Raw genomic sequence first — 19855 nt, forward strand, 5'->3', positions numbered from 1 at the left:
CGATCGACCACGTTCCGACGAGCTTGTTCATGAGGGGTTCCGATCCGGGCTGATGCCGATAGGTCAGTGCATGTAGAGGCCGCCGTCGACGTTCAGGGTCTGACCCGTCACGAAGCCGGAGTCCTCGCTGATGAGGTACGCGATGGCCGCCGCGATGTCGCGCGGGGTGCCGATGCGGGGGAGGACGCCGTCGGCCGCCATGGCTGTCTTGCGCTCCTCGGTGAGGGTGCCGCCCATGATGTCGGTGTCGATCGGGCCGGGGGAGATCGCGTTGACCGTGATCCCCTGCTGGCCGAGCTCGCGGGCGACGCTGCGGGTGAAGCCGATGACACCGGCCTTCGCCGCGGAGTAGGCGGTCTTGCTGAACGTGCCGCCGCCGCGCTGGGCCGAGACGGAGGAGAGGCTGACGACGCGTCCGACTCCGCGGGTCACCATCGTCTCGACCGCACGGCGCGTGGTGAAGTGAACGCCGTTGAGATTGATGTCGATGACGCGCTGCCACTCCTCGGGAGTGACCTCGAGGTACGAGACGGGAGAGGCGACTCCGGCGAGGTTGACGAGGGCCACGACCGGAGGCAGCGCCGCCTCGAGGGTGTCGAAGGCGGCGCGGACCTGCGCGTCGTCGGCGACGTTCGCGCCGGCGCCGGCGGCCTGCACGCCGTGCTGCTCGGCGATCTCGGCGGCGACCTCCTCGGCCGCCTCGGCCTGGAGGTCGATGATGCCGACGTTCCAGCCCTGCTCGGCGAGGTGGTGGGCGGAGTAGCGGCCGATGCCGCGGGGCGAGGCGGCGCCGGTGAGGACGACGGTGCGGGACTCGGGGAACATGGGTGCCTTTCTGACGACGGTGTCGGGAGGGTCTTGGAAGCGTGCTCAGGCGATCGGTGCCGGGCCCAGCTCGTCCATGAGCTTCTTGATGGCCACGTACGCGCGGTTGCGGTACGCGATCAGCTCGGCGGTGCGGTCGGCGGGCACGTCGAGGTAGCCGGCGCCCGACTTGGTGCCGAACCTGCCGGCGTCGACCAGCGCGGCCAGCGACTCCGGAGTCGCGAAGCGCTCGGGCCAGCGGGTCTGCAGCGAGGCGTAGCAGAAGGCGTAGACGTCGAGCCCGGCCATGTCGGCGATCGCGAACGGGCCGAAGACCGGGAGGCGGAAGCCGAAGGTGGTGCGGACGATCGTGTCGATGTCCTCGGGGGTCGCGATGCCCTCCTCGACGATCTGCGTCGCCTCGTGGAACAGCGCGTACTGCAGGCGGTTGAGCACGAAGCCGGTCGAGTCCTTGACCCGCGCGGTCTCCTTGCCCGTCGCCGCGACGATCTCCTCGGCCAGCGCGATCGCGCTCTCGGCGGTGCCGGCGTGCGGGATCAGCTCGACGCCGGGGATGAACGGCGCGGGATTCGAGAAGTGCACGCCGAGGAAGCGCTCGGGGTTCGTGACCGCCTCGGCGAGCGAGCCGATCAGGATGGTGGAGGTGTTCGATCCGATGACCGCGTCGGCGCGGGCCGCGGCGCTGATGCGGCGCAGGGTCTCGTGCTTGATCTCGATCTTCTCGGGCACGGCCTCCTCGATGAAGTCGGCGTCGGCGACGGCCTCCTCGATCGAGACGGCGGGCGACAGGTTCTCGCGGATGCGCTCCACGGCGTCGGCCGGGAACAGGCCGTCGGCGACGAACTGGGCGGTCTCGGTGAGGAGGCGCTCGTAGTTGCTGCGCGCGATCTCCTCGGAGATATCGGCGATGACGACGGTGGCGCCCGAGAGCGCGAGGACCTGGGCCATCCCTCCGCCCATGTAGCCGGAGCCGACGACGGCGATTCTGCGTGACGTCATGATGATCTCGTTCCTTCTAGGCCCGGGCCGCGCGGGGCAGCAGCGAGCGGATGTAGGTCTGGTTGGTCCCGCACATGCCGAGGCTGTCGCCGCCGTAGTGCTCGGCGAGGAGGATGCCGCGGAACCCGCCCTCGACCGCGTCGCGGAGGACCTGGCGGTAGTTGATGAGACCGGCCTCCATGCTCGAGGGGACCGAGGTCGCCCACGATCCGTCGGCCGACTCGTCGCGGGTGTAGTTCTTCACGTGCATGTAGTTGGCGTAGGGGAGCGTCTTGGCGAACAGCTCGCGCCAGTTCTCGACGGGGCGGTGCAGGCGGATGAGGTTCGCGACGTCGGGGTTGAGGCCGACGTTGTCGAGGCCCACCTCCTCGACGAAGCGGACGGCGCTGTCGGCGGTGCCGAGGTAGGTGTCCTCGTAGAGCTCGAGGGCGAGCGGCAGGCCGACGTCGGCGGCGTGCCTGCCGAGCTCGCGGATGCGGCTGACGGCGGCGTTCCACACCTCGGGGTCGTCGGGGTCCTTCGGGCCCTCGGCGGTCCAGAACCACAGAGCGCGCTTCTGCGCCTCGCTGAACGGCTGGTGCAGTCCGGTCGAGAAGACCTTCATGCCCCACTCGGCGGCCGCGTCGATGGTGCGGTGCGCGTAGGCGAGGTTCTTCTCCTCGTGCCCGGGCATGATGACGCTCTGGCGCTGCAGGTGCACCGAGGGGATGCCGATGCCGTGCGACCGCGCGATGCTGAGGAACTCGTCGCGCCGCGAGGGCTCGAGGTCGGCCGGGCGGACGTGGCTGTCGGCGAGCTCGGCGAGGGTGAAGCCGACCTGCTCGACCTGGGCGAACATGTCGTCCCAGACCTCGGGGGCCGCGTCGTGCAGCGCGACGCCGTCGGGGCCGACCGGGGGGATGCCGTGCAGGCACGTGGCGATGGGCCACGTCTCGGCCGTCCAGCTGTCGGGATTCCAGTCGACGTCGTCCCAGGTCTGGGCTCCGCCGCCGGTGCTGACTTCGGTCATCGTGCTCCCTTGCACTCGGGCGCCCGACTCTGGACGCACAAAAGATCCTATAGGAAAGAGAGTGCGGGAGTGAGGGCTCGGAGCGCAAGGGGGTGGCGGGTGCGCGGGTGGCGGACGCACGAACGGCGGGGACCCCCGAAGGGATCCCCGCCGTCGGCGGTGGTGCGAAGCGGCTACTTCAGGGTCGAGCGGACCGCCGTGCGCGCCTGCTCGAGGGCCGACCGCAGCGCGGACACGCTCTCGGCCGTCACTCCGCCGCGCGAGACCGCGGTGCGGAGCTCGGCCCGCAGCTCGTCGCGGAACTCGGTGAGGAGCACCTCCGCGTCGCGCAGCGCGAGCCGGGAGGCGGTGCGCGCGTCGGCCGCGGGCGCGGTCTCCTGAGGGGTCTCCGCGTCTCGGGGGCGAGGCTCCTCGGTCGAGTGCTCGGGCGTGCGCTGCTCCGACGGCCCGCGGGCGTCACGGGCGGCGCTCGCGAGGTCGGCGCGGAGGCTCTTCATCGCCTCCGCGACTCCGAGCCGCACCTCGTCGGCCAGGCGGCGGACGGAGTCGGTCAGCTCGTCCTCGATGTCGCCCAGGTCGGTCGCGCGGTTCGACAGCTCGGCGCGGCCCTCGTCGGTGATCGAGTAGACCGTCTTGCGGCCGTCGGCCTCCTTGGTGACGAGTCCCTCCTCCTCGAGCTTCGCGAGGCGCGGGTAGACCGTGCCGGCGCTCGGGGAGTAGGTGCCGCCGAAGCGCTCGCTGAGCGCCTGGATGAGCTCGTAGCCGTGCTTGGGCGACTCGGCGAGGAGGCTGAGCAGGTAGAGGCGCAGGCGTCCGTGCGCGAAGATGGGGCTCACAGCACGCCTCCGTCGGTCGGGCGTGCGCCTGCATCGGGCGAGCCCCAGCCGGCGTGCTCGTCGACCGGGGTCGGGGCGGCGACGCGGCGGACCACGGTGACGTCTCCCGAGACCGAGTTGGCGGCGATGTCGATCCACTGGGAGTCGAGCGAGCCTGTGGTCGAGGTGTAGCCGCGGCCGAAGGTGCCGCGGACGACGGAGCCGTCGAGCTGGAGCGTGCCCGAGACGGTGTTGATGCGGTACCGGGCGCCGAGGCTCTCGTCGATCCGCACGGTGAGGTCGCCGCTGACGGTGTTGGCCTGGATCTGATCGGGGGTGCCCTCGGCGTCGACGAAGACGCTGCCCGAGACTCCGTCGACGGAGAAGCGGGTCAGGTCGCCGGCGGCGGTGACGTCGCCCGAGACGGTGTGCGCGGTGACGCGGCCGGTGTGGCTGCGCACCGAGAGCTCGCCGTGGACGGTGTTGACCTCGATGTCGCCGTGCAGGCCGTCGAGGACGATGTCGCCGCCGACGGTCGAGACGCGGGCGTCGCTGTGCAGACCCGAGACCAGGCCGTCGGCCGAGACGGTGTCGAACTTGAGCTCGACGCCGCGGGGGACGAGGAGGCTGACGTCGGCGCGGTCGCCGCGGCGGCCCAGGCCCTTCACGACGTCGACGATCGTGTCCCAGCGCAGCTGGATGTGGTCGATCTCGAGACGGTCGCCGTCCATCGAGATCTTGAGGGCACGGCCGCTGACGCTGTGCACCTCGACGCGGGCGGTCGGCTCGTCGTGCGCGATGACGTCGATCTGACCTCCGACCAGGGCGAGCTTGAGCGATCGGACGACGTCGAGGTCGACGACCTTCGATTCGCCCGCCTGCACGAGCCATTTCTCGAGAGACATGGTGCTCCTCTTCTCCTGCGCCCGGGTGGGGCGGGGCTGATACGCGATATAACGCGAGTTGGTGTGAGACACGATATATCGCGTCTGTCCCGCAGGCAACGTCTGCTCAGCAGTTGACCAGGCGACGACCTTGACCTTGACGCACCGTCAACGCCTACCGTCGGAGACGTCGCCGGCACCCCGCCGGTGCGCACCGAGGGAGGCGCCGATGCGCGACTGGCCGATCGCCGAGGTCGCCCGCCTGGCGGGGACGACCAGCAGGACCCTCCGTCACTACGGGGCGGAGGGACTGCTCGAGCCGAGCCGGGTGGCGGCGAACGGATACCGCTTCTACGACGCCGAGGCGCTCGTGCGGCTGCAGCGGATCCTGCTGCTGCGCGATCTCGGGCTGGGGCTGCCGGCGATCGCCGGGATCCTCCGCCGCGAGACCGATGCCGCCGAGGCGCTCGAACGGCACCTCGACCGGCTCGAGGAGGAGGGCGAGCTGCTGCAGCGGCGGATCGCCGCGGTGCGCAGGACGATCACGACGATGAGAGGAGGGGAGGAGCTCATGGCGGACGAGATGTTCGACGGCTTCGACCACACGCGGTACCAGGACGAGGTCGAGCGGCGCTGGGGGCCGGCCGCGTACGCGGACAGCGACCGCTGGTGGCGCTCGATGAGCGCGACGGAGAAGGAGGAGTGGCAGCGCTCGCAGAAGCGGCTGGCCGACGACTGGGCGGCCGCGGCCGAGGCGGGCGCGGATCCCGCGGGCCCCGAGGCGCAGGCGCTGGCCGAGCGGCACCGCCGCTGGCTGGACTCCGTCCCGGGGATCCCGCGGGACGCCTCCGGAGCCCCCGACGACGAGTACCTGCTCGGGCTCGGCGAGATGTACGTCGCCGACGAGCGCTTCGCCGCGCACTACGGAGGCGCCACCGGCGCGGCCCTCGTGCGCGACGCCCTGCGGATCCTGGTCGAGGGCAGGGGCTGACCGGCGGCGGAGCCTCTGGTAGACCGGGCTGATGGACCCACTGACGGCACTCGCCGAGATCGCCGCGCTGCTCGAGCAGGAGCGCGCCTCGAAGTACCGGGCCAAGGCGTTCCGGAAGGCGATCGCCGTGCTCGAGGCGATGCCCGACGCCGAGCGCGACGACCTCGCGGCCGTGCGGCGGGCCGCGGGGATCGGCGACACCACCTTCACCGTGATCAGCCAGGCGCGCGAGGGGCGGGTGCCCGACTACCTCGCCGAGCTGCGCGGAGCCGCGTCGCTGCCGGTCAGCGCGCTGCGGAGCCGCCTCCGCGGCGATCTGCACTGCCACAGCGAGTGGTCGGACGGCGCGACTCCGGTCGCCGCGATGGTCGACGCGGCGCGGACGCTCGGCCACGAGTACCTGGCCCTCACCGACCACTCGCCTCGGCTGCGCGTCGCGCACGGGCTGAGCGCCGAGCGCCTCGAGGAGCAGCTGGAGCACCTCGCGACCCTCGACACCGGCCCGCTGCGGCTCCTCAGCGGGATCGAGGTCGACGTGCTCGACGACGGCTCGCTCGACCAGAGCGACGAGCTGCTCGACCGCCTCGACGTCGTGGTCGCCAGCGCGCACTCGACCCTGCGGATGCCGAGCCGCGAGATGACGGCGCGGCTGGTCGCGGCCGCGTCCGATCCGCGCACGGACGTGCTCGGCCACGTCACCGGCCGGCTCGTCAGCGGCGAGCGGGGCACGCGCCCGCCGTCGACGTTCGACGCCGCCGCCGTCTTCCGCGCCTGCGCCGATCACGGCACCGCGGTCGAGATCAACGCGCGACCGGAGCGCGAGGATCCGCCGGACGAGCTGATCGCCCTCGCGATCGAGGCGGGCTGCCTGTTCGCCATCGACAGCGACGCCCACGCCCCGGGCCAGCTGGGGCTCCTCGACTACGGGGCCGAGCGCGCCGAGCGGCTCGGCGTCCCCGAGGAGCGGACCGTGACGACGTGGCCGCTCGAGCGGCTGCTGGAGTGGACGCGCGCCTGACCTGCATCACTCGCGCCCGCACGGTATCCCTTGACAGAACGGCCTAGCGCGGGTTCGACCCGCGCGCAAGAGGTGAAATCCCAGCCGTCGGCTTGGCAGTCTCAGGGTGGCCGAGTGCGTCTCGGCCTGCTCCCCGTACCGATGAGATCCAGGTGAACCGTGGCCGTGCAGACCGTTCTCGATGCCGTTCGCAGCGCTCCGACCCTCCTCGAGGCGATCCGGGCGGCCGATGAGCTGACCATCGCGGCGGTGAGCGACGGCGGCGGCCGCGCCGTCCGCCTGCTGATGCGCGCCGCTCTCGACCCCTCCGACCAGCTCACCGCCATCGCCGCGGTGCACTCGCTCGCTCAGGTCTTCGACGAGGAGGCGGACCTCGCCCTCCTGGCGCTGCTCGCCGACGATCGCGCGTTCCTGCGCGAGCACGCCGCCTGGGCCTTCGGCGGCCGCCTGCCCCGCCCCGCGGCGATCGGCCCGCTGCTCCGGATGCTGCGCGCGGGAGGCTTCGCGGGCATGCTCGCGCAGCGCACCCTTCTCCTCTGGGCGCCGTCGACCCCCGACCTCCTCTCGCTCGCGCTCGAGGGCGCCCTGATCGGCGAGCGCGACTTCGACGTGCGCGCCCGCTACGCCGAGACGCTGGGACTGGTGCCGGGCGCGATCGCCGAGCGCAGCCTCCTGCACCTCGCGGCCGACGGCGACGAGTGCTTCGAGGTGCGGATGGCCGCCGCGGACGCGCTGGGCGAGCGCCGGTCCGACGATGCCGCACTCCTCCTGACCCGGTTGGCCGACGACGCGGGCCAGCTCGGCGCGGTCGCCCGCCTCGCGCTCGCCGACCGCGCTCCCCTCGTCGCCTCGCAGGCCGGGCCGACGGTCGCGCAGCTCTTCGTCCACGCCGACATCGACGGCTCGCTGACCCGCGTCGGCGCGGGTGACAACGGCGGCATCGCGACGCTGCTCGTGCGTCTCGGCGACGCTCTCGGCGCCGAGGGCGTCGCGCGCGTGCTGACCCTCTCGCGCGGCACCCCGACCGAGGCGGAGCGGGCGCTCGCCGATCTGCCCGTCTCGGGCCACGGATTCGCGCCGGTGCCGTTCGTCGGACTGCCCGTGCCGATGCCGCAGGCCTGGCCGCGTCGTGTCGCCGCCGAGCGCGGGATCCGGCGCGTGCTGCGCGCCGCGGGCCGCGTGGACGTGCTGCACCTGCGCATGGCCGACGTCGGCTCGCTGGCGGCCGCCGCGGTCGCGCGCGAGCTCGACATCCCCACCGTCTTCACGGTCGCTCCCGACCCGCACGCGCTGATCGCCGGACTCGACGCCTCCGGGGCGCTCTCCCGCGCCGACTTCGGGGACCGCGACTCGTCCGAGCACTTCTGGTTCCGGGTGCGGCTGGTGCAGCGGCTCGCCGCCGACGCCGCGCACACCGTGCTCTTCCCCCGGGAGGATCTCGCGACGAGCATGCGCGAGCTGATCGGCATCGACATCACCGCCCACCCCGAGCGCCACACGGTCGTGCCGGAGGGGATCGACGTGCGCCTCGTCGAGCGCGGCGAGCAGGCGGCCCGGATCTCGGCGGCCGGGGGAGTCGTCGCACCCGATGTGCGCGACGACCTCGCCTCGTTCGACGCGCTGCTCGCGGAGCTCCCCGAGGAGCGGCGCTCGCTGCCGGTGCTGCTCAGCGTCGGGCGCCTGCACCGGGTCAAGGGCATGGCGGCACTCGCGGAGGCGTGGGCGCACGATCCCGCCCTGCGCGAGCGTGCCAACCTCGTCCTCGTGGGCGGCGACCTGACCGACCCGAGCCCTGACGAGCGCGAGCAGCTCGACCGGATCGCCGCCGCCGCGGCGGACGGGCTGCTGCTCGCCGGCCACCGGCCCAACGGCACGGTCGCGCGCTGGCTCGGCGCCGTGCGCCACGGCCGCCCCGGGCTCTCGGCGCCGGGCGGCGCCTACGTCTGCGCGAGCGTCAAGGAGGAGTTCGGCATCGCACTCCTGGAGGCGCTCGCCGCCGGGCTCGTGGTCGTCGCCCCGGCGACCGGCGGCCCGGCCACCTACGTCGAGGACGGCGTGACCGGCTTCCTGATCGACACCTCCGACCGCGCCGCTCTCGCCCGCGCCGCGGGCAGCGCCCTCGACCTCGCCGGCGGGCCGCTCGCCGCGGACGCGGCGGAACGGGGCCGCGCGATGGTCGCCGAGCGGTACACGATCCGGGCCATGGCCCGGGCGCTCACCGGCGTCTACGCGAAGGCGACGGCCGAGCAGGAGCGCCCGTTCCACTCGGGACTCGTGCTGGGAGCGTCATGACCCTGCTCATCGTCAGCCCGGACTACGCCTCGCACCTGCTCCCGCTCGCGACGCTCGGCACCGCCTGGCGCGATCGCGGCGAGCGCGTCGTCGTGGCGACCGGAGAGGCGACCCGCGCGATCGTCGACGGCTTCGGCTTCGAGCACACGCCGCTCCGCCTCGGCCGCGGCTCGAACGCGGGCACCATCCGCGCCGAGGAGCAGGCGCCCGACGAGGGGGAGTCGCTCCGCGGCTTCTTCGACGCCACGCGACTCGGCATGGTGCCGACGCTGGCCTACCAGGCCCGTGAGCGCCTCACCGACCTGCTCTGGGACCCGGCCGGCGTCTCCGTGCGCCTCCGCGAGATCCTCGACGACGTGCAGCCCGACGCGATCGTCGTCGACCACCTCGCCTTCACCGCCCGGGTCGCCCTCCGCGCGCTCGGCGTGCCCTACGGCGACGTCGTGCTCGGCCACCCCAGCGCGCTGACCGTGCCGGGCGAGGTCTACGGCTTCCCGCCCGCCTGGCCCGCGGCCTTCGCGCCCGCGGCCGCGGAGACCTCCGAGCTGCGGGCGCTCTGCGAGCGGGTCCGCGACTCCTTCACCGCGGAGTGGAACGCGGCGCTGGCCGCGCTCGATCCGAGCGCGCCGCCCAGCACCGACGCCTTCGCCGAGACGGGCGACGTGCTGCTGCTCAACTACCCCGGCGAGCTGCACGATGCGGCGCGCACGGCGCTGCTGCCTCCGCACGCGTTCCTCGGCTCGGCCGTGCGCTCGGAGAAGCGGGACGAGGAGGTCGAGCAGTGGCTCGCCGCCTCCGACGCGCCGATCGTCTACGTGAGCTTCGGCAGCTTCCTCTCGGTGCGCGACGACGTGCTCGCCCGGGTGGTCGCGGCGCTCGCCGACGTCGAGATCGACGGCCGGCCGGTGCGGGTCGCCCTCGCCTCCGGAGCGACGGCGCTCTCGTCGCTCGGCGTCGTCCCGTCGGGCTGGCTGGTCCGCGGGTTCCTCCCGCAGGTCACCCTGCTCGGTCGCGCCCGTCTGGCGATCACGCACGGCGGCAACAACAGCGTCACGGAGTCGATGACCGCGGGAGTCCCGCTCGTCGTGCTGCCGTTCTCGACCGACCAGTTCGCCGGAGCCGCCGCGCTCGAGGACGCGGGCGTCGCTCTGGCGCTCGATCCGAACACGGCGGTCGTCGCCGACCTCGCGGAGGCCGCGCGGCGGATGCTCGCGCTCGACGGCGACGCGCGCGATCGTCTCGACGCCCTGTCCGCGGCCCTGCGCGATGCACCGGGACCGGCCCGCGCCTTCGACGCCCTGTCTCCGGCGACGGCCCCCCGCTAGCCTGGCGCGATGGGACCCCTCCGCGCCGCGACCGATGTCGAGCGCGGCCGGTGGGTGCTCGACGCGCTCGGCCGCTTCGGGACCTTCGACGGCATCGTCCCGCCCGTCTTCGAGGCGGCCGTGCGGATCCTGCACCCCGCCGGCCTCGGGGCGGACGAGCGGTTCCGCTGGCGCGCCGTCGCCGAGCGCGAGGGCACGGTGCTGCACCCTCTCGCCCAGTGGGGCGACCTCGTCGCGGATCACTCCGACGTCTACAGCCCGCCGCGGACGGGCGAGCTGCCGCTCGACGAGCTCGCCGCGATCGCGGGAGTGCTGGCGCTCAGCACCGCGACTCCCGACGACTGCCTCGCCGCGTTCTGGGAGGGCTTCGGGCTCGTCGCGTCGGCGCCGTACCTCGAGCTGCCGGGCCGCGACTGCCTGCTGTTCGCGCTCGACGTCCGTGCGCTGACCGACACCCGCTGGGCGCGCGACTCCGGATTCGCGGACGCGTCGGGGCTGACCGTGCAGACCCCGATGGCGCTCTGGCCCGAGGACCGGGCCTGGTACCTCGCGAGCGAGATCGACTTCGACTCGACCGTGGTCGGCGGCTCGCGCGAGCTGGTCGACGCCCTGCTGGCGCTCGCCGCAGAGGGGACGATCGAGGCGCTGCCCCTGCCGGCCGAGGTCGACCTGACGAGCACCGGCGACCGCGTCAACGGTCGCGCGCGATGACCGAGGACGACGAGCGCTGGCTCGTGATCGGCGGGCGCCGGTGGCGGCGTACCGACCCGAGCCTCCCCGACGACGTCGTGACGGCCCTGACGTCGCACCTCGGCCGCGGGCGCTCGGGTGTGCGCGCCGCGAAGGGCGACCCGGATGCCGTCGCCGCTGCTCGCCGCCGCGTCGGCCTCGCGAAGCACGGCCTCGGCGAGCGCGGCCCCGCCTGGTGGGACGAGCCCGAGGCGGACCGCCTCGAGCGCGCCCGCGAGGCCCTGCGCGAGCTCGACGAGCTCGACGCCTAGCGGCCGCAGCGGCTCCGGGTCTCAGCGATGGGGAGAAGTCGGCGCCCGTCGCCCTCCCTTGCTGATCGAGTAGCCCCGCAGGGGCTACTCGATCAGCAAGGGAGGGAGGGGCGAGTCCTCAGCGCAGCAGCGACTCCGCCAGCGAGAGGGCGCCGCGCACGCCGGCCTCGTCGCCGAGGGTCGGGCGGACGACGCGGACCGGACCGCCGCCCGTGCCCGTGGCGCCGGGCGCGCCCATCAGCCGCGCCGCCTCCGCCTCGACCGCGGCGACGAGCCCGGGCGTCTTCGAGACGCCGCCGCCCACGATCGCCAGGCGCACGCCGGTCACGTAGGCGAGCGTGGTGATGAGCTGCGCGAGGTAGGAGGAGCTGAAGCGGAGGTTCGCGGCGGCGTCGTCGGGGCCGAGGCGCGAACCGTCGACTCCCCATCGCGCCGAGATCGCGGGGCCGCTCACGAGGCCCTCGATGCAGTCGCCGTGGAACGGGCAGATCCCGTCGAAGCGGTCCTCCGGGTGGCGGCGGGGCAGGATGTGCGCGACCTCGGGCCAGCCGCTGCCGGCGAGCAGGCCGCCGCTCGAGACGAGGCCGCCGCCGACGCCCGTGCCGACCGTCAGGTAGGCGAAGTCGGGCACGCCGAGCCCGGCTCCCCAGCGCGCCTCGCCCAGGGCGGCGCCGTTGACGTCGGTCACCAGTCCGAGTCGCGCGCCCGGGGCGGCGGCGCCGATCGGGCCGAGCACGTCCGTGCCCTCCCAGTCGAGCTTGGGCGTCGAGGTGAGGCGGCCGTAGTCGCCCGATGCGGGGTCGACGTCGAGCGGGCCGAAGGAGGCGAGGCCGACGGCGCCGACCGTGCCGTCGACTCCCGGGTCGCGCACGAAGGCCGCGAGATCGGCCAGCGTCTCGACCGGCCCGCGGGTCGGCAGGGTCGTCGTCGCGAGGATCGTCTCGGGGGCGGCGGCGGAGGCGACGGCCGCCACGACCTTCGTCCCTCCGGTCTCGATGCCGACGAGGAGGGGGGTGCTGCTCACTGCTCGCCCCGGGTCAGCAGGGCGTGACGGTGCTGATCGCGCGAGAGAGCGTCAGCTCACTGCCGAGCACGAAGGCGTAGTCGAGGTGCAGGCGCTTCAGCGAGTCGACGGTCTCGGCAGGCACGCAGGAGGGGTAGCTCAGCGAGATGGGGGCGCCGTTCGCCGCGGCGACGGTCGCTCCCGAGAGGGCGTCGGCGAAGCCCTCGCCCGAGGCGATGTACGTGGTGTCGGTGAGCGGCGCCGGGGGGAAGGCCTCGTTGATGAGGCGGCTGGTGGCGTAGCGGCTGGGTCCGCCGATGCGCGTCGTGTCGTCGACGGCGCCGGAGGCGGTCAGCGCGGTCTCGATACCCGCCGAGATCGAGGGCTCCTGGCCGATCACCACGGCGGTGGTCGGGTCGAGGCGCTTCAGCGCGGCCGTCGTCGGCGCGTCGAGGTCGTCCTCCGCCCCGTCGACGAGGAGCACGGCCTCGCCCGAGCGGCCGGCCACGGGAGCGACCGAGAGCGCGTCGGGGAAGTTGCCGCCGGTGGCCAGGAACACGTCGTCGGCCGATCCGGCGGGGAACGCGTCGGCGACGATCTGCCGCGAGGTGTCGTAGCGGTCGCTGCCGCCGATCCGCTCGAGGTCGCCGACGACGGCGTCGATCTGCGAGTAGACGGCCGCCGAGACGGTCTGCTCGCTGCCGACGACGATGGTCTTCACCGGAGCGAGCCGCTCGATCTCGGCCGAGACAGTGGCGAACAGAGTGTTCGGGTCGGTCAGCAGCAGCGCGCCGCCCTGGATCGCCGCCGCGGGCCCGGCGCTCAGCGCGTCCGCCCACTTCTCGCCGCTGGCGAGGTAGAGGACCGGCACGCCGGGCTGGACGCTCTGCGTCGTCGCGACCGAGGTCGCGTAGCGGTCGCCGCCCTCGATCCGCGTGGAGGAGAAGGAGTAGGCCTCCGGCGTGAAGCTGATGTCCGAGACCGGCGACTCGCCGACCTCGACGCTCGTCGCCGCGCGGACCCAGTCGGTGTCCATCCAGAACTCGTCGGCCACGGTCGGAACGCCGGAGCCCGCGGGCTGCTCGAGCACGCGGACGGTGTACGACCCGGACGGCAGCGCCGGCAGCGTGTAGGCGCCCGTCGCTCCGCTGGCGAGCGTGGTCGTCGTGGAGCCGGCGAGCTCCGCCTCGTCGAAGGAGTCCCCGTCGACCGACCACGCCTGCACGACGTAGCGGTGGCTCCCCGCGACGCCGGCGGGCGACGTGATCGACCCGCTGATCGGCGCCGAGGCGGCCGAGGCCGGGGCGGCGAACCCCACGGCGGCGAGCGCGCCGATCGCGACGGAGGAGAGGGACAGCAGGAGGGTGCGGCGGCGGCGAGGAGTCACAGGAGAGCTTTCTGGACGTCGCGGCGGGCCGCGGAGGACACGGGATTTCTGAATGCTAGTGGTCGGAGGCGTCGAGCCCGTGCCCCCTCCCGCGATCGCCCTACGGGCAGACCGTCAGCGACTCCAGCGGCGCCGCCAGGGTCAGGCGGCTGCCCAGCAGCGTCACGTAGTCGAGGCTGTTCCTCTGCAGCGCGGTGCGGGTGTCGCGGGGCAGGCAGGTCGCCTCGCTGAGGTACAGCGGGGCACCGACCGCCGCGGCGACCGGGCCGACGGCGAGGGCGTCGGCGAAGCCGTTGCCGAAGGCGAGGAAGGCGGTGTCGGTCAGCAGCGACGGCCGGTAGGCCTCGTTGAGCTGTCGGCTCGTGTCGTTGCGGTCGACGCCGGCCACCCGCTTGACGGCCTGCACAGCGCCTGAGGACTGCAGGCTGCTCTGGATGCCCTGCGAGATGGAGCCGGCGCGTCCCAGGAGCACTCCGTTCGTCGCGTCGAGGTCGCCGACGGCGGCCTTCGTCGCCGCGTCGAGCTCGGGCTTCGCTCCGTCGACGAGGATCACGGGCTCGCCGCGTCGTCCGGCGATCGGGGCGACGGACAGCGCGTCCGGGAACGCGTTGCCCGTGGCGAGGAAGACGGAGTCGTAGGAGCCGTCGGGGAACGCGTCCGCGACGAGCCTCCGGGAGGTGTCGTAGCGGTCCGAGCCGGCGATGCGGTCGACCTGGGCGTCGGTGAGGCTCGCGATGTCGTCGAGGACGGCGTCGCTGACCGAGAGGGAGCTGCCGGCGACGACGATCCGCTCCGGGTCGAGGCGCACGATCTCGGCGGCGACGACGTCGAACAGCTCGTTCGGGTCGGTCAGCAGCAGCGCGCCCTTCTGCGCGGCGGCGGCGGGGCCGGCGCTCAGGGCGTCGGGCCAGTTCGCTCCGCTCGCGATGTAGAGGACGTCGACGGTGTCGAAGGTCGACTTCGTGATGGCCACTCCGGTGGCGTAGCGATCGCTGCCCTGCAGGCGCGAGACGCTCGAGCCGTAGATCCCCGGGGTGAAGTCGACGCCGGTGAGACCGGCGGCAGGGACCGTGGTCACCGCCTGCTCGACGAGCCGGGGGAGCTTCGAGAAGTACTGGTCGTCGTAGGCCGGGTAGGTGTCCTCGGCCGAGCGGAAGACGTACTCGCCCGCGGGGATCGCCACGAGCGACCACGGCACGGCGGTGGTGGGGGCGCCCGCGGCGGGAGCGTCGCCGCCGAGCTTGTAGAAGGCGTCGCTGCCCTCCTCGTACCACCAGGCCTGCACCTCGAGGGCGGTGGTCGTGACTCCGGCGACCGCGTCCGCCGTGACCGTGCCCGAGACCGGGGCGTTCCGCGGGAGCGTGATCGTGAGGCCGGCGGTGGTCGTGGCGAGAGGCTCGGCCTCGACGTCGATCGGGGTGTCGTCGCCGTACCAGACGGGGTACCAGGCGGAGTCGCCGATCACCGAGGCGCGCAGGAAGTAGTCCTCGCCGCCGGGCAGGGTGATCGAGAACGTCGACTCGACGACGACGGTGGTCACCTCCTCGAACGCGGCGTTCTCGACACGGAGCGAGTACGCGGCGCCGGTCGGGGCGGGGTGCGCCTCGTCGACGTCCGACAGCGCGATGGTGCCCGAGAGCACCACCTCGCCGGCGGCGGCGTCGGCCTGCACGACCTCGCGAGCGGTCTTCTGGCCGGTCGACGCGTCCGAGACGGGAGCCGCCGACGCGGGGCTCGCGGCGAGCCCGGTGGTGAGGAGCGCGGCGGCGAGGCCGAGCGCGGTGAGGGGGACGAGGGGCCGGCGGCGGCGTGAGTTCACGGCAGATCTTTCGAGAGGATCCGCGGTGAGCCGCGGGCGGGCAGGTGTCTGAATGCTAGCCGTCGAGGTGCTTCGAGAACTCCTGCCGGCCCGCCCCACCGACCCCCATCAGGGGGCGTCGAGCGCGCGCGACGCGTAGTAGTCGGTGACGACCTGCTGACCCGGCTTCGCGTACATGCAGTAGTCGGTGTCCGACTCCGCCTCGGCCGGGTCGTAGAGCGCGACCGGCCAGTCCCACAGCGCGAAGCCGCCGACCCAGTCGCGCGAGCGGCACGCCTCGAACATCTCGCCGAGGTAGTCGGCCTGCGCCTTCCCCGACGGCGCGCCCTGCAGCGTCCAGTCGTTCGGGCGCTGGGGAGACGTGTCGCGGCTCGGGCAGCCGGCCTCGATGAAGAGGAACGGCTTGCCGGAGCGCCGGGCGACCGGCTCGATGCGATCGAGCTGCTCCTCCCACTGCCCTGTCGGGTAGTAGCCGCTGGCCGAGATCACGTCGACCGCGTCCCACCACTCGACGTGATCCTCCTGGTACTTGTCGCAGTTGTACGTGACGATGCCGGAGTAGACCTTCCGCACCTCGGCGACGAGGGCGCGCCACTCGGCCTGGCGCGGATCGCTGCGCACCATCTCGCAGCCGATGCAGAGCATCTCGGCCCCCTCCTGCTCCGCGATCTCGGCGAAGTGCACGATGTACTCGGTGTAGGAGGCGAACCAGTCGCCCCAGTGCGCCTCGCCGGGCACGTCCCAGTCGAAGAAGCCGATGTAGCCGCGCCAGAGGCCGTCGCGGCAGTTGACGGTCGGCTTCAGCACGGCCTTCCAGCCGCGCTCGTGCACGGCGCGGATCGCCCAGCGCACCTCGTCGTCGGTCGGCGTCGGCGCCTCCCGCCACGGGATCTCGGTCGAGACGACCGTGTCCTGCAGCGTCGCGAAGGCGATGGTGACCCAGTTGAGGCCGAGCGGGCGCATCTCGTCGAGCGAGTGCTCGGCCTGCGGAGTCGCCCAGGTGCCGCGGACACCGGTCCAGCCCCAGGTCATCCCCGAGAAGTGCTCGTCGAGCGCGGACAGGTCGACGCTCATGCGGTCACCGCCGCGAGGAGCGTGTTGGCGCTGCGGAGCACCTCGGGCGCGGTGAACGCCTCCGGAGCGACCCCGGACGCCGTGCGGACGTGGAACGTGACGCTCTCGCCCGGCAGCAGGGTCACGAGCATGTCGTCGACCTCGGCGTCCGGAGCGGCGACATCGGCCAGGAGCGCCAGCTCGCGGACGAGGCTGCGCGCCGTCACGGTGACGTCGACGCCTCCGTCGACCGCGTGCGCCTCGGTCTCGAGCGATGCCTCGGCCGATGACGGAGAGCGCAGCGCGGAGTCGCGGAACTCGGCGAAGAACCACAGTCCGCGCTCTCCGCCGAACTCGGCGACGAGCAGCTCGGCCGCCGCGTCGGCAGGCGCGCCCAGGTCGAGCGGCACGCGGATCGTCGTGCGTGCCGGCACCTCGAGAGTCGCGGAGGTCTCGGACAGCACCTCGTTGTCGAACGACCGCCGCGAGGCGCGCAGCGTCCCCGTCCAGTCGACGTCGGTGTCGTTCGACAGCGACGCCTCGAGTCGCCCGCCCTCGGGCTGCACGGTCACGACGCGGTCGGCGAACGCCGCGCGGATCGCGTACCAGAGCGGCTTCTTCCGCCCGTAGCCGTCGACGGCCGCCCACGAGACCACCGGCCAGTTGTCGTTCAGCTGCCAGACGATCGCGCCGGTGTTGTGCGGTTGCAGCGAGCGGAACCAGTCGAGCGCGGTGCGGATCGCGAGGGCCTGGTTGAGCCCCATCGCCCAGTGCCACTCGGGCATCGTGTTCGGCAGCGGCAGGTGCGCGACGAGGCCGTCGGTGAGCTTGACGTTGCCCTCCATCGCCTTCTGGTGCACGAGCATCGAGGGCGACTCGGGCGTGAGCGGCTCATCGGGCATCGCCTCGGAGAGCGTCGCCCAGGTCGGCGGGCCCTGCCAGCCGAACTCGGAGACGAAGCGCGGGCGCACCTCGCGGTAGCGCGGGTAGTCCTCGCGGTTCCAGTGCTCCCAGAGGTGCGTCGTGCCGTTGAGAGCGTCGTTCGGGTGCTGCGAGCGGTCGGGCGAGAAGGGGCTGCCGGGCGTGTAGACGACGTGCGGCGCGAGCTCGTCGACGAGCCCGGGGAACACGTCGTAGTAGTAGCCCTCGCCCCAGGTGCGGCCCTCGAGCCGGGAGTCCCAGCCCCACTCCACGCGGCCCCAGATGTTCTCGTTGTTGCCGTTCAGGATCACGAGCGAGGGGTGCGAGCCCAGACGGATGACCGCCTCGCGCGACTCCGCGACGATCTCGGAGAAGAGCGGCTCCTCCTCGGCGTAGGCGGCGCAGGCGAGCAGGAAGTCCTGCCAGGTCAGCAGGCCCAGCTCGTCGGCGGCGTCGTAGAAGTCGTCGCTCTCGAAGATCCCGCCGCCCCAGACGCGGATCAGGTTGATGTTCGCGTCGGCGGCCTGCGTGAGCCGCGCGCGGTAGCGCTCGGCGTCGATGCGGTGCGGGAAGGTGTCGTCGGGGATCCAGTTGACGCCCTTCACGTAGACCGGGCGGTCGTTGACGATCAGCACGAACGGGGTGCCGGCGTCGTCGGGAGTCGTGTCGGCGCGGACGGTGCGGAAGCCGATCCGCTTCGTGCGCTCGTCGAGCACCTCGCCGCCCGCCTCGAGCGAGATCGCGAGGTCGTAGAGCGTCTGCTCGCCGTAGCCGCGGGGCCACCAGCGCTGCACGTCGGCCACCGCCAGGCGGAGCCGCGCTTCGCCGTCCACGACGTCGGCGCGAAGAGTCGTGCCCCCGACGCTCGCGACGACCTCGAGCGCGTCGGAGGTCACCGAGTCGACCGCGACGCGCAGGTCGACGACCCCGTCGTTCCCGTCGACATCCGCCGACACGATCGTCTCGGCGATCCGCGCCGTCGACCACGACTGGAGGAGAACGGGGCGCCAGATGCCGCTGGTCGAGGTGTCGAGACCCCAGTCCCAGCCGAAGCTGCAGGCCGACTTGCGGATCGCGTTGAAGGGGTGGTGGTTGACGTGCGGGCGGTACTCGAGCTCGAGGGAGGCCCGGTCGGCCGCCGGGACGGGCGCTGCGAAGACGACCTCGAGCGTGTTCTCGCCGTCGACGAGGCGGCCCTGCACCGGCACGCGGTAGCTGCGGTGCTGGTTGCGGCTCTCGAGGACGACCTCGCCGTTCAGGCGCACGGTCGCGATGGTGTCGAGCCCCTCGAAGACGAGGTCGGCGCGGTCGGCGCCGTCGGCGGAGGCGGTGAAGGTGGTCGTGTAGCGCCACGAGGTGCTGCCGACCCACTCCTGCAGCTTCTCGTTCGTGCCGATGTACGGGTCCTCGATCAGGCCGCCGGCCAGCAGGTCGGTGTGGACGGTGCCGGGGACGACGGCCGCGATCGGGCCGGCGGCGGCGACGGCGCGGGGCACCAGGCGCCCCGGGAGCGGTTCGACGCTCCAGCCCTCGTGGAGTCGGACGGTGGTCGGTCGGACGGTGGTCGGTCGGACGGACGTGGTCATTTGGTGGCCCCTCTGGTGATGCCGTTGTAGATGAAGCGCTGCAGCGAGACGAAGATCACGAGCGTCGGCACGATCACGATCAGCACCCCCGCCGCGATGATCTGCTGCGACGAGCTGAACGGCCCGATGAAGCGGAACAGCGAGGTCGAGACCATGTTCAGCTCGGGCGTCGGCATGTACAGCAGCGGTATGTAGAACTCGTTGTAGATCGCGATCCCCTTGATGATGATCACGGTGACGATCGCGGGCTGCAGCAGCGGCAGGATGATCCGCCAGTAGATGCCGAAGCGGCTGGTGCCCTCGAGCATCGCCGCCTCGTCGAGGCTCTTCGGGATCGACTGCATGAACTGCACGAAGATGTAGATCGAGACGATGTCGGTGCCCGAGAAGAGCAGCACCGCCGCCCAGTAGGTGTTGACCAGGCCGAAGCCGTTGATGACCTGGTACGTCGCGACCTGGGTCGTGACTCCGGGGACCAGCGTCGCGATCAGGAACAGCGCGAACACCAGCTTCTTGGCCCGGAACTCGAACCGGTCGAGCGCGTAGGCGGCCATCGTGCCGATCAGGATCGTGACGATGATCGAGAGCGTCAGCACGAGGCCGGTGTTGGCGAAGCCGCGGAGCATGTCGCCGCCGACCCAGGCCGTGCCGAAGTTCTCGAAGTTGAGCCAGTTCTGCGGGGGAGTGATCGGCGAGGTCGTCGCGTACTCCTGCGCCGTCTTGAAGCTCGCGAACACGATGACCACGAGTGGCAGAAGGAGCAGCAGGCTGAAGGCGATCAGCGACGCGTACTTGCCGAAGACGGCGAGGAACCGCCGGATCGGATGGGGGGCGAGCGAGCGCTCCCGGTGCCGCTGCGGCGCGGCGAGTGCGGAGGTCATGACGTCTCCAGACGGATCAGTGATTGTCGAATCAGTTCAGGGCCAC

17 protein-coding genes are annotated in these 19855 nt (G+C 72.8%); 6 read left to right on the plus strand and 11 right to left on the minus strand.

The window, feature by feature from the left end; translation table 11 throughout:
- Positions 1-63 precede the first annotated feature (63 nt).
- The 5 genes from GRS96_RS04345 to GRS96_RS04365 form a co-directional block, all read right to left on the minus strand.
- Complete coding sequence (locus tag GRS96_RS04345) at positions 64-825, minus strand: SDR family NAD(P)-dependent oxidoreductase (RefSeq protein ID WP_159987810.1); 762 nt, start codon at positions 823-825, stop codon at positions 64-66.
- A gap of 45 nt (positions 826-870) precedes the next feature.
- Positions 871-1824: a 3-hydroxyacyl-CoA dehydrogenase family protein gene (locus tag GRS96_RS04350; RefSeq protein WP_159987811.1), complete on the minus strand. Its 954-nt coding sequence runs from the start codon at positions 1822-1824 to the stop codon at positions 871-873.
- Positions 1825-1840: 16 nt separating this feature from the next.
- Positions 1841-2833, minus strand: coding sequence for a sugar phosphate isomerase/epimerase family protein (locus tag GRS96_RS04355; protein WP_159987812.1), 993 nt, complete (start codon positions 2831-2833; stop codon positions 1841-1843).
- A 173-nt stretch (positions 2834-3006) separates the two neighbouring features.
- Complete coding sequence (locus tag GRS96_RS04360) at positions 3007-3669, minus strand: PadR family transcriptional regulator (protein WP_159987813.1); 663 nt, start codon at positions 3667-3669, stop codon at positions 3007-3009.
- Positions 3666-4553 (minus strand): hypothetical protein, encoded by an 888-nt coding sequence (locus GRS96_RS04365; RefSeq protein ID WP_235022051.1) that lies wholly within the window; start codon positions 4551-4553, stop codon positions 3666-3668. The genes GRS96_RS04360 and GRS96_RS04365 overlap by 4 nt, the downstream gene beginning before the upstream one ends.
- A gap of 208 nt (positions 4554-4761) precedes the next feature.
- Here GRS96_RS04365 and GRS96_RS04370 point away from each other — a divergent pair, with 208 nt between their 5' ends.
- The 6 genes from GRS96_RS04370 to GRS96_RS04395 all read left to right on the plus strand — a co-directional run bounded on the left by GRS96_RS04370 (position 4762) and on the right by GRS96_RS04395 (position 11159).
- The gene (locus tag GRS96_RS04370; RefSeq protein ID WP_159987814.1) at positions 4762-5523 is read left to right on the plus strand and encodes a MerR family transcriptional regulator; all 762 of its coding nucleotides are present in this window, start codon (positions 4762-4764) and stop codon (positions 5521-5523) included.
- A gap of 31 nt (positions 5524-5554) precedes the next feature.
- Positions 5555-6541: a PHP domain-containing protein gene (locus GRS96_RS04375; RefSeq protein WP_159987815.1), complete on the plus strand. Its 987-nt coding sequence runs from the start codon at positions 5555-5557 to the stop codon at positions 6539-6541.
- A 159-nt stretch (positions 6542-6700) separates the two neighbouring features.
- Entirely contained in the window at positions 6701-8833 is a 2133-nt protein-coding gene (locus GRS96_RS04380) for a glycosyltransferase (RefSeq protein ID WP_159987816.1), read from the plus strand.
- Positions 8830-10158: a glycosyltransferase gene (locus GRS96_RS04385; RefSeq protein WP_159987817.1), complete on the plus strand. Its 1329-nt coding sequence runs from the start codon at positions 8830-8832 to the stop codon at positions 10156-10158. Before GRS96_RS04380 ends, GRS96_RS04385 begins: the two co-directional genes overlap by 4 nt.
- Positions 10159-10167: 9 nt before the next feature.
- The gene (locus GRS96_RS04390; protein WP_159857853.1) at positions 10168-10869 is read left to right on the plus strand and encodes a hypothetical protein; all 702 of its coding nucleotides are present in this window, start codon (positions 10168-10170) and stop codon (positions 10867-10869) included.
- Positions 10866-11159, plus strand: a complete 294-nt coding sequence (locus tag GRS96_RS04395; RefSeq protein ID WP_159857852.1) for a biopolymer transporter Tol — start codon at positions 10866-10868, stop codon at positions 11157-11159. The genes GRS96_RS04390 and GRS96_RS04395 overlap by 4 nt, the downstream gene beginning before the upstream one ends.
- A 118-nt stretch (positions 11160-11277) precedes the next feature.
- On the opposite strand, the gene GRS96_RS04400 is transcribed toward GRS96_RS04395, so the two are convergent.
- The 6 genes from GRS96_RS04400 to GRS96_RS04425 form a co-directional block, all read right to left on the minus strand.
- Positions 11278-12183: an ROK family protein gene (locus tag GRS96_RS04400; protein WP_159857850.1), complete on the minus strand. Its 906-nt coding sequence runs from the start codon at positions 12181-12183 to the stop codon at positions 11278-11280.
- Positions 12184-12196: 13 nt separating this feature from the next.
- Complete coding sequence (locus GRS96_RS04405) at positions 12197-13549, minus strand: cell wall-binding repeat-containing protein (RefSeq protein WP_159987818.1); 1353 nt, start codon at positions 13547-13549, stop codon at positions 12197-12199.
- Between the two features lie 100 nt (positions 13550-13649).
- Positions 13650-15368: a cell wall-binding repeat-containing protein gene (locus GRS96_RS04410; RefSeq protein ID WP_159987819.1), complete on the minus strand. Its 1719-nt coding sequence runs from the start codon at positions 15366-15368 to the stop codon at positions 13650-13652.
- 108 nt (positions 15369-15476) lie between these two features.
- Positions 15477-16442, minus strand: a complete 966-nt coding sequence (locus GRS96_RS04415) for a glycoside hydrolase family 113 (RefSeq protein WP_159987820.1) — start codon at positions 16440-16442, stop codon at positions 15477-15479.
- Positions 16439-18928 carry a glycoside hydrolase family 2 protein gene (locus GRS96_RS04420; protein WP_159987821.1) on the minus strand — a complete coding sequence of 830 codons (2490 nt, stop codon included), beginning with the start codon at positions 18926-18928 and terminating at the stop codon, positions 16439-16441. Before GRS96_RS04420 ends, GRS96_RS04415 begins: the two co-directional genes overlap by 4 nt.
- Entirely contained in the window at positions 18925-19809 is an 885-nt protein-coding gene (locus GRS96_RS04425) for a carbohydrate ABC transporter permease (RefSeq protein WP_159987822.1), read from the minus strand. Before GRS96_RS04425 ends, GRS96_RS04420 begins: the two co-directional genes overlap by 4 nt.
- Positions 19810-19855 lie beyond the last annotated feature (46 nt).

The organism is Rathayibacter sp. VKM Ac-2803 (genome assembly GCF_009807175.1).
Taxonomy (GTDB): Bacteria; Actinomycetota; Actinomycetes; order Actinomycetales; family Microbacteriaceae; genus Rathayibacter.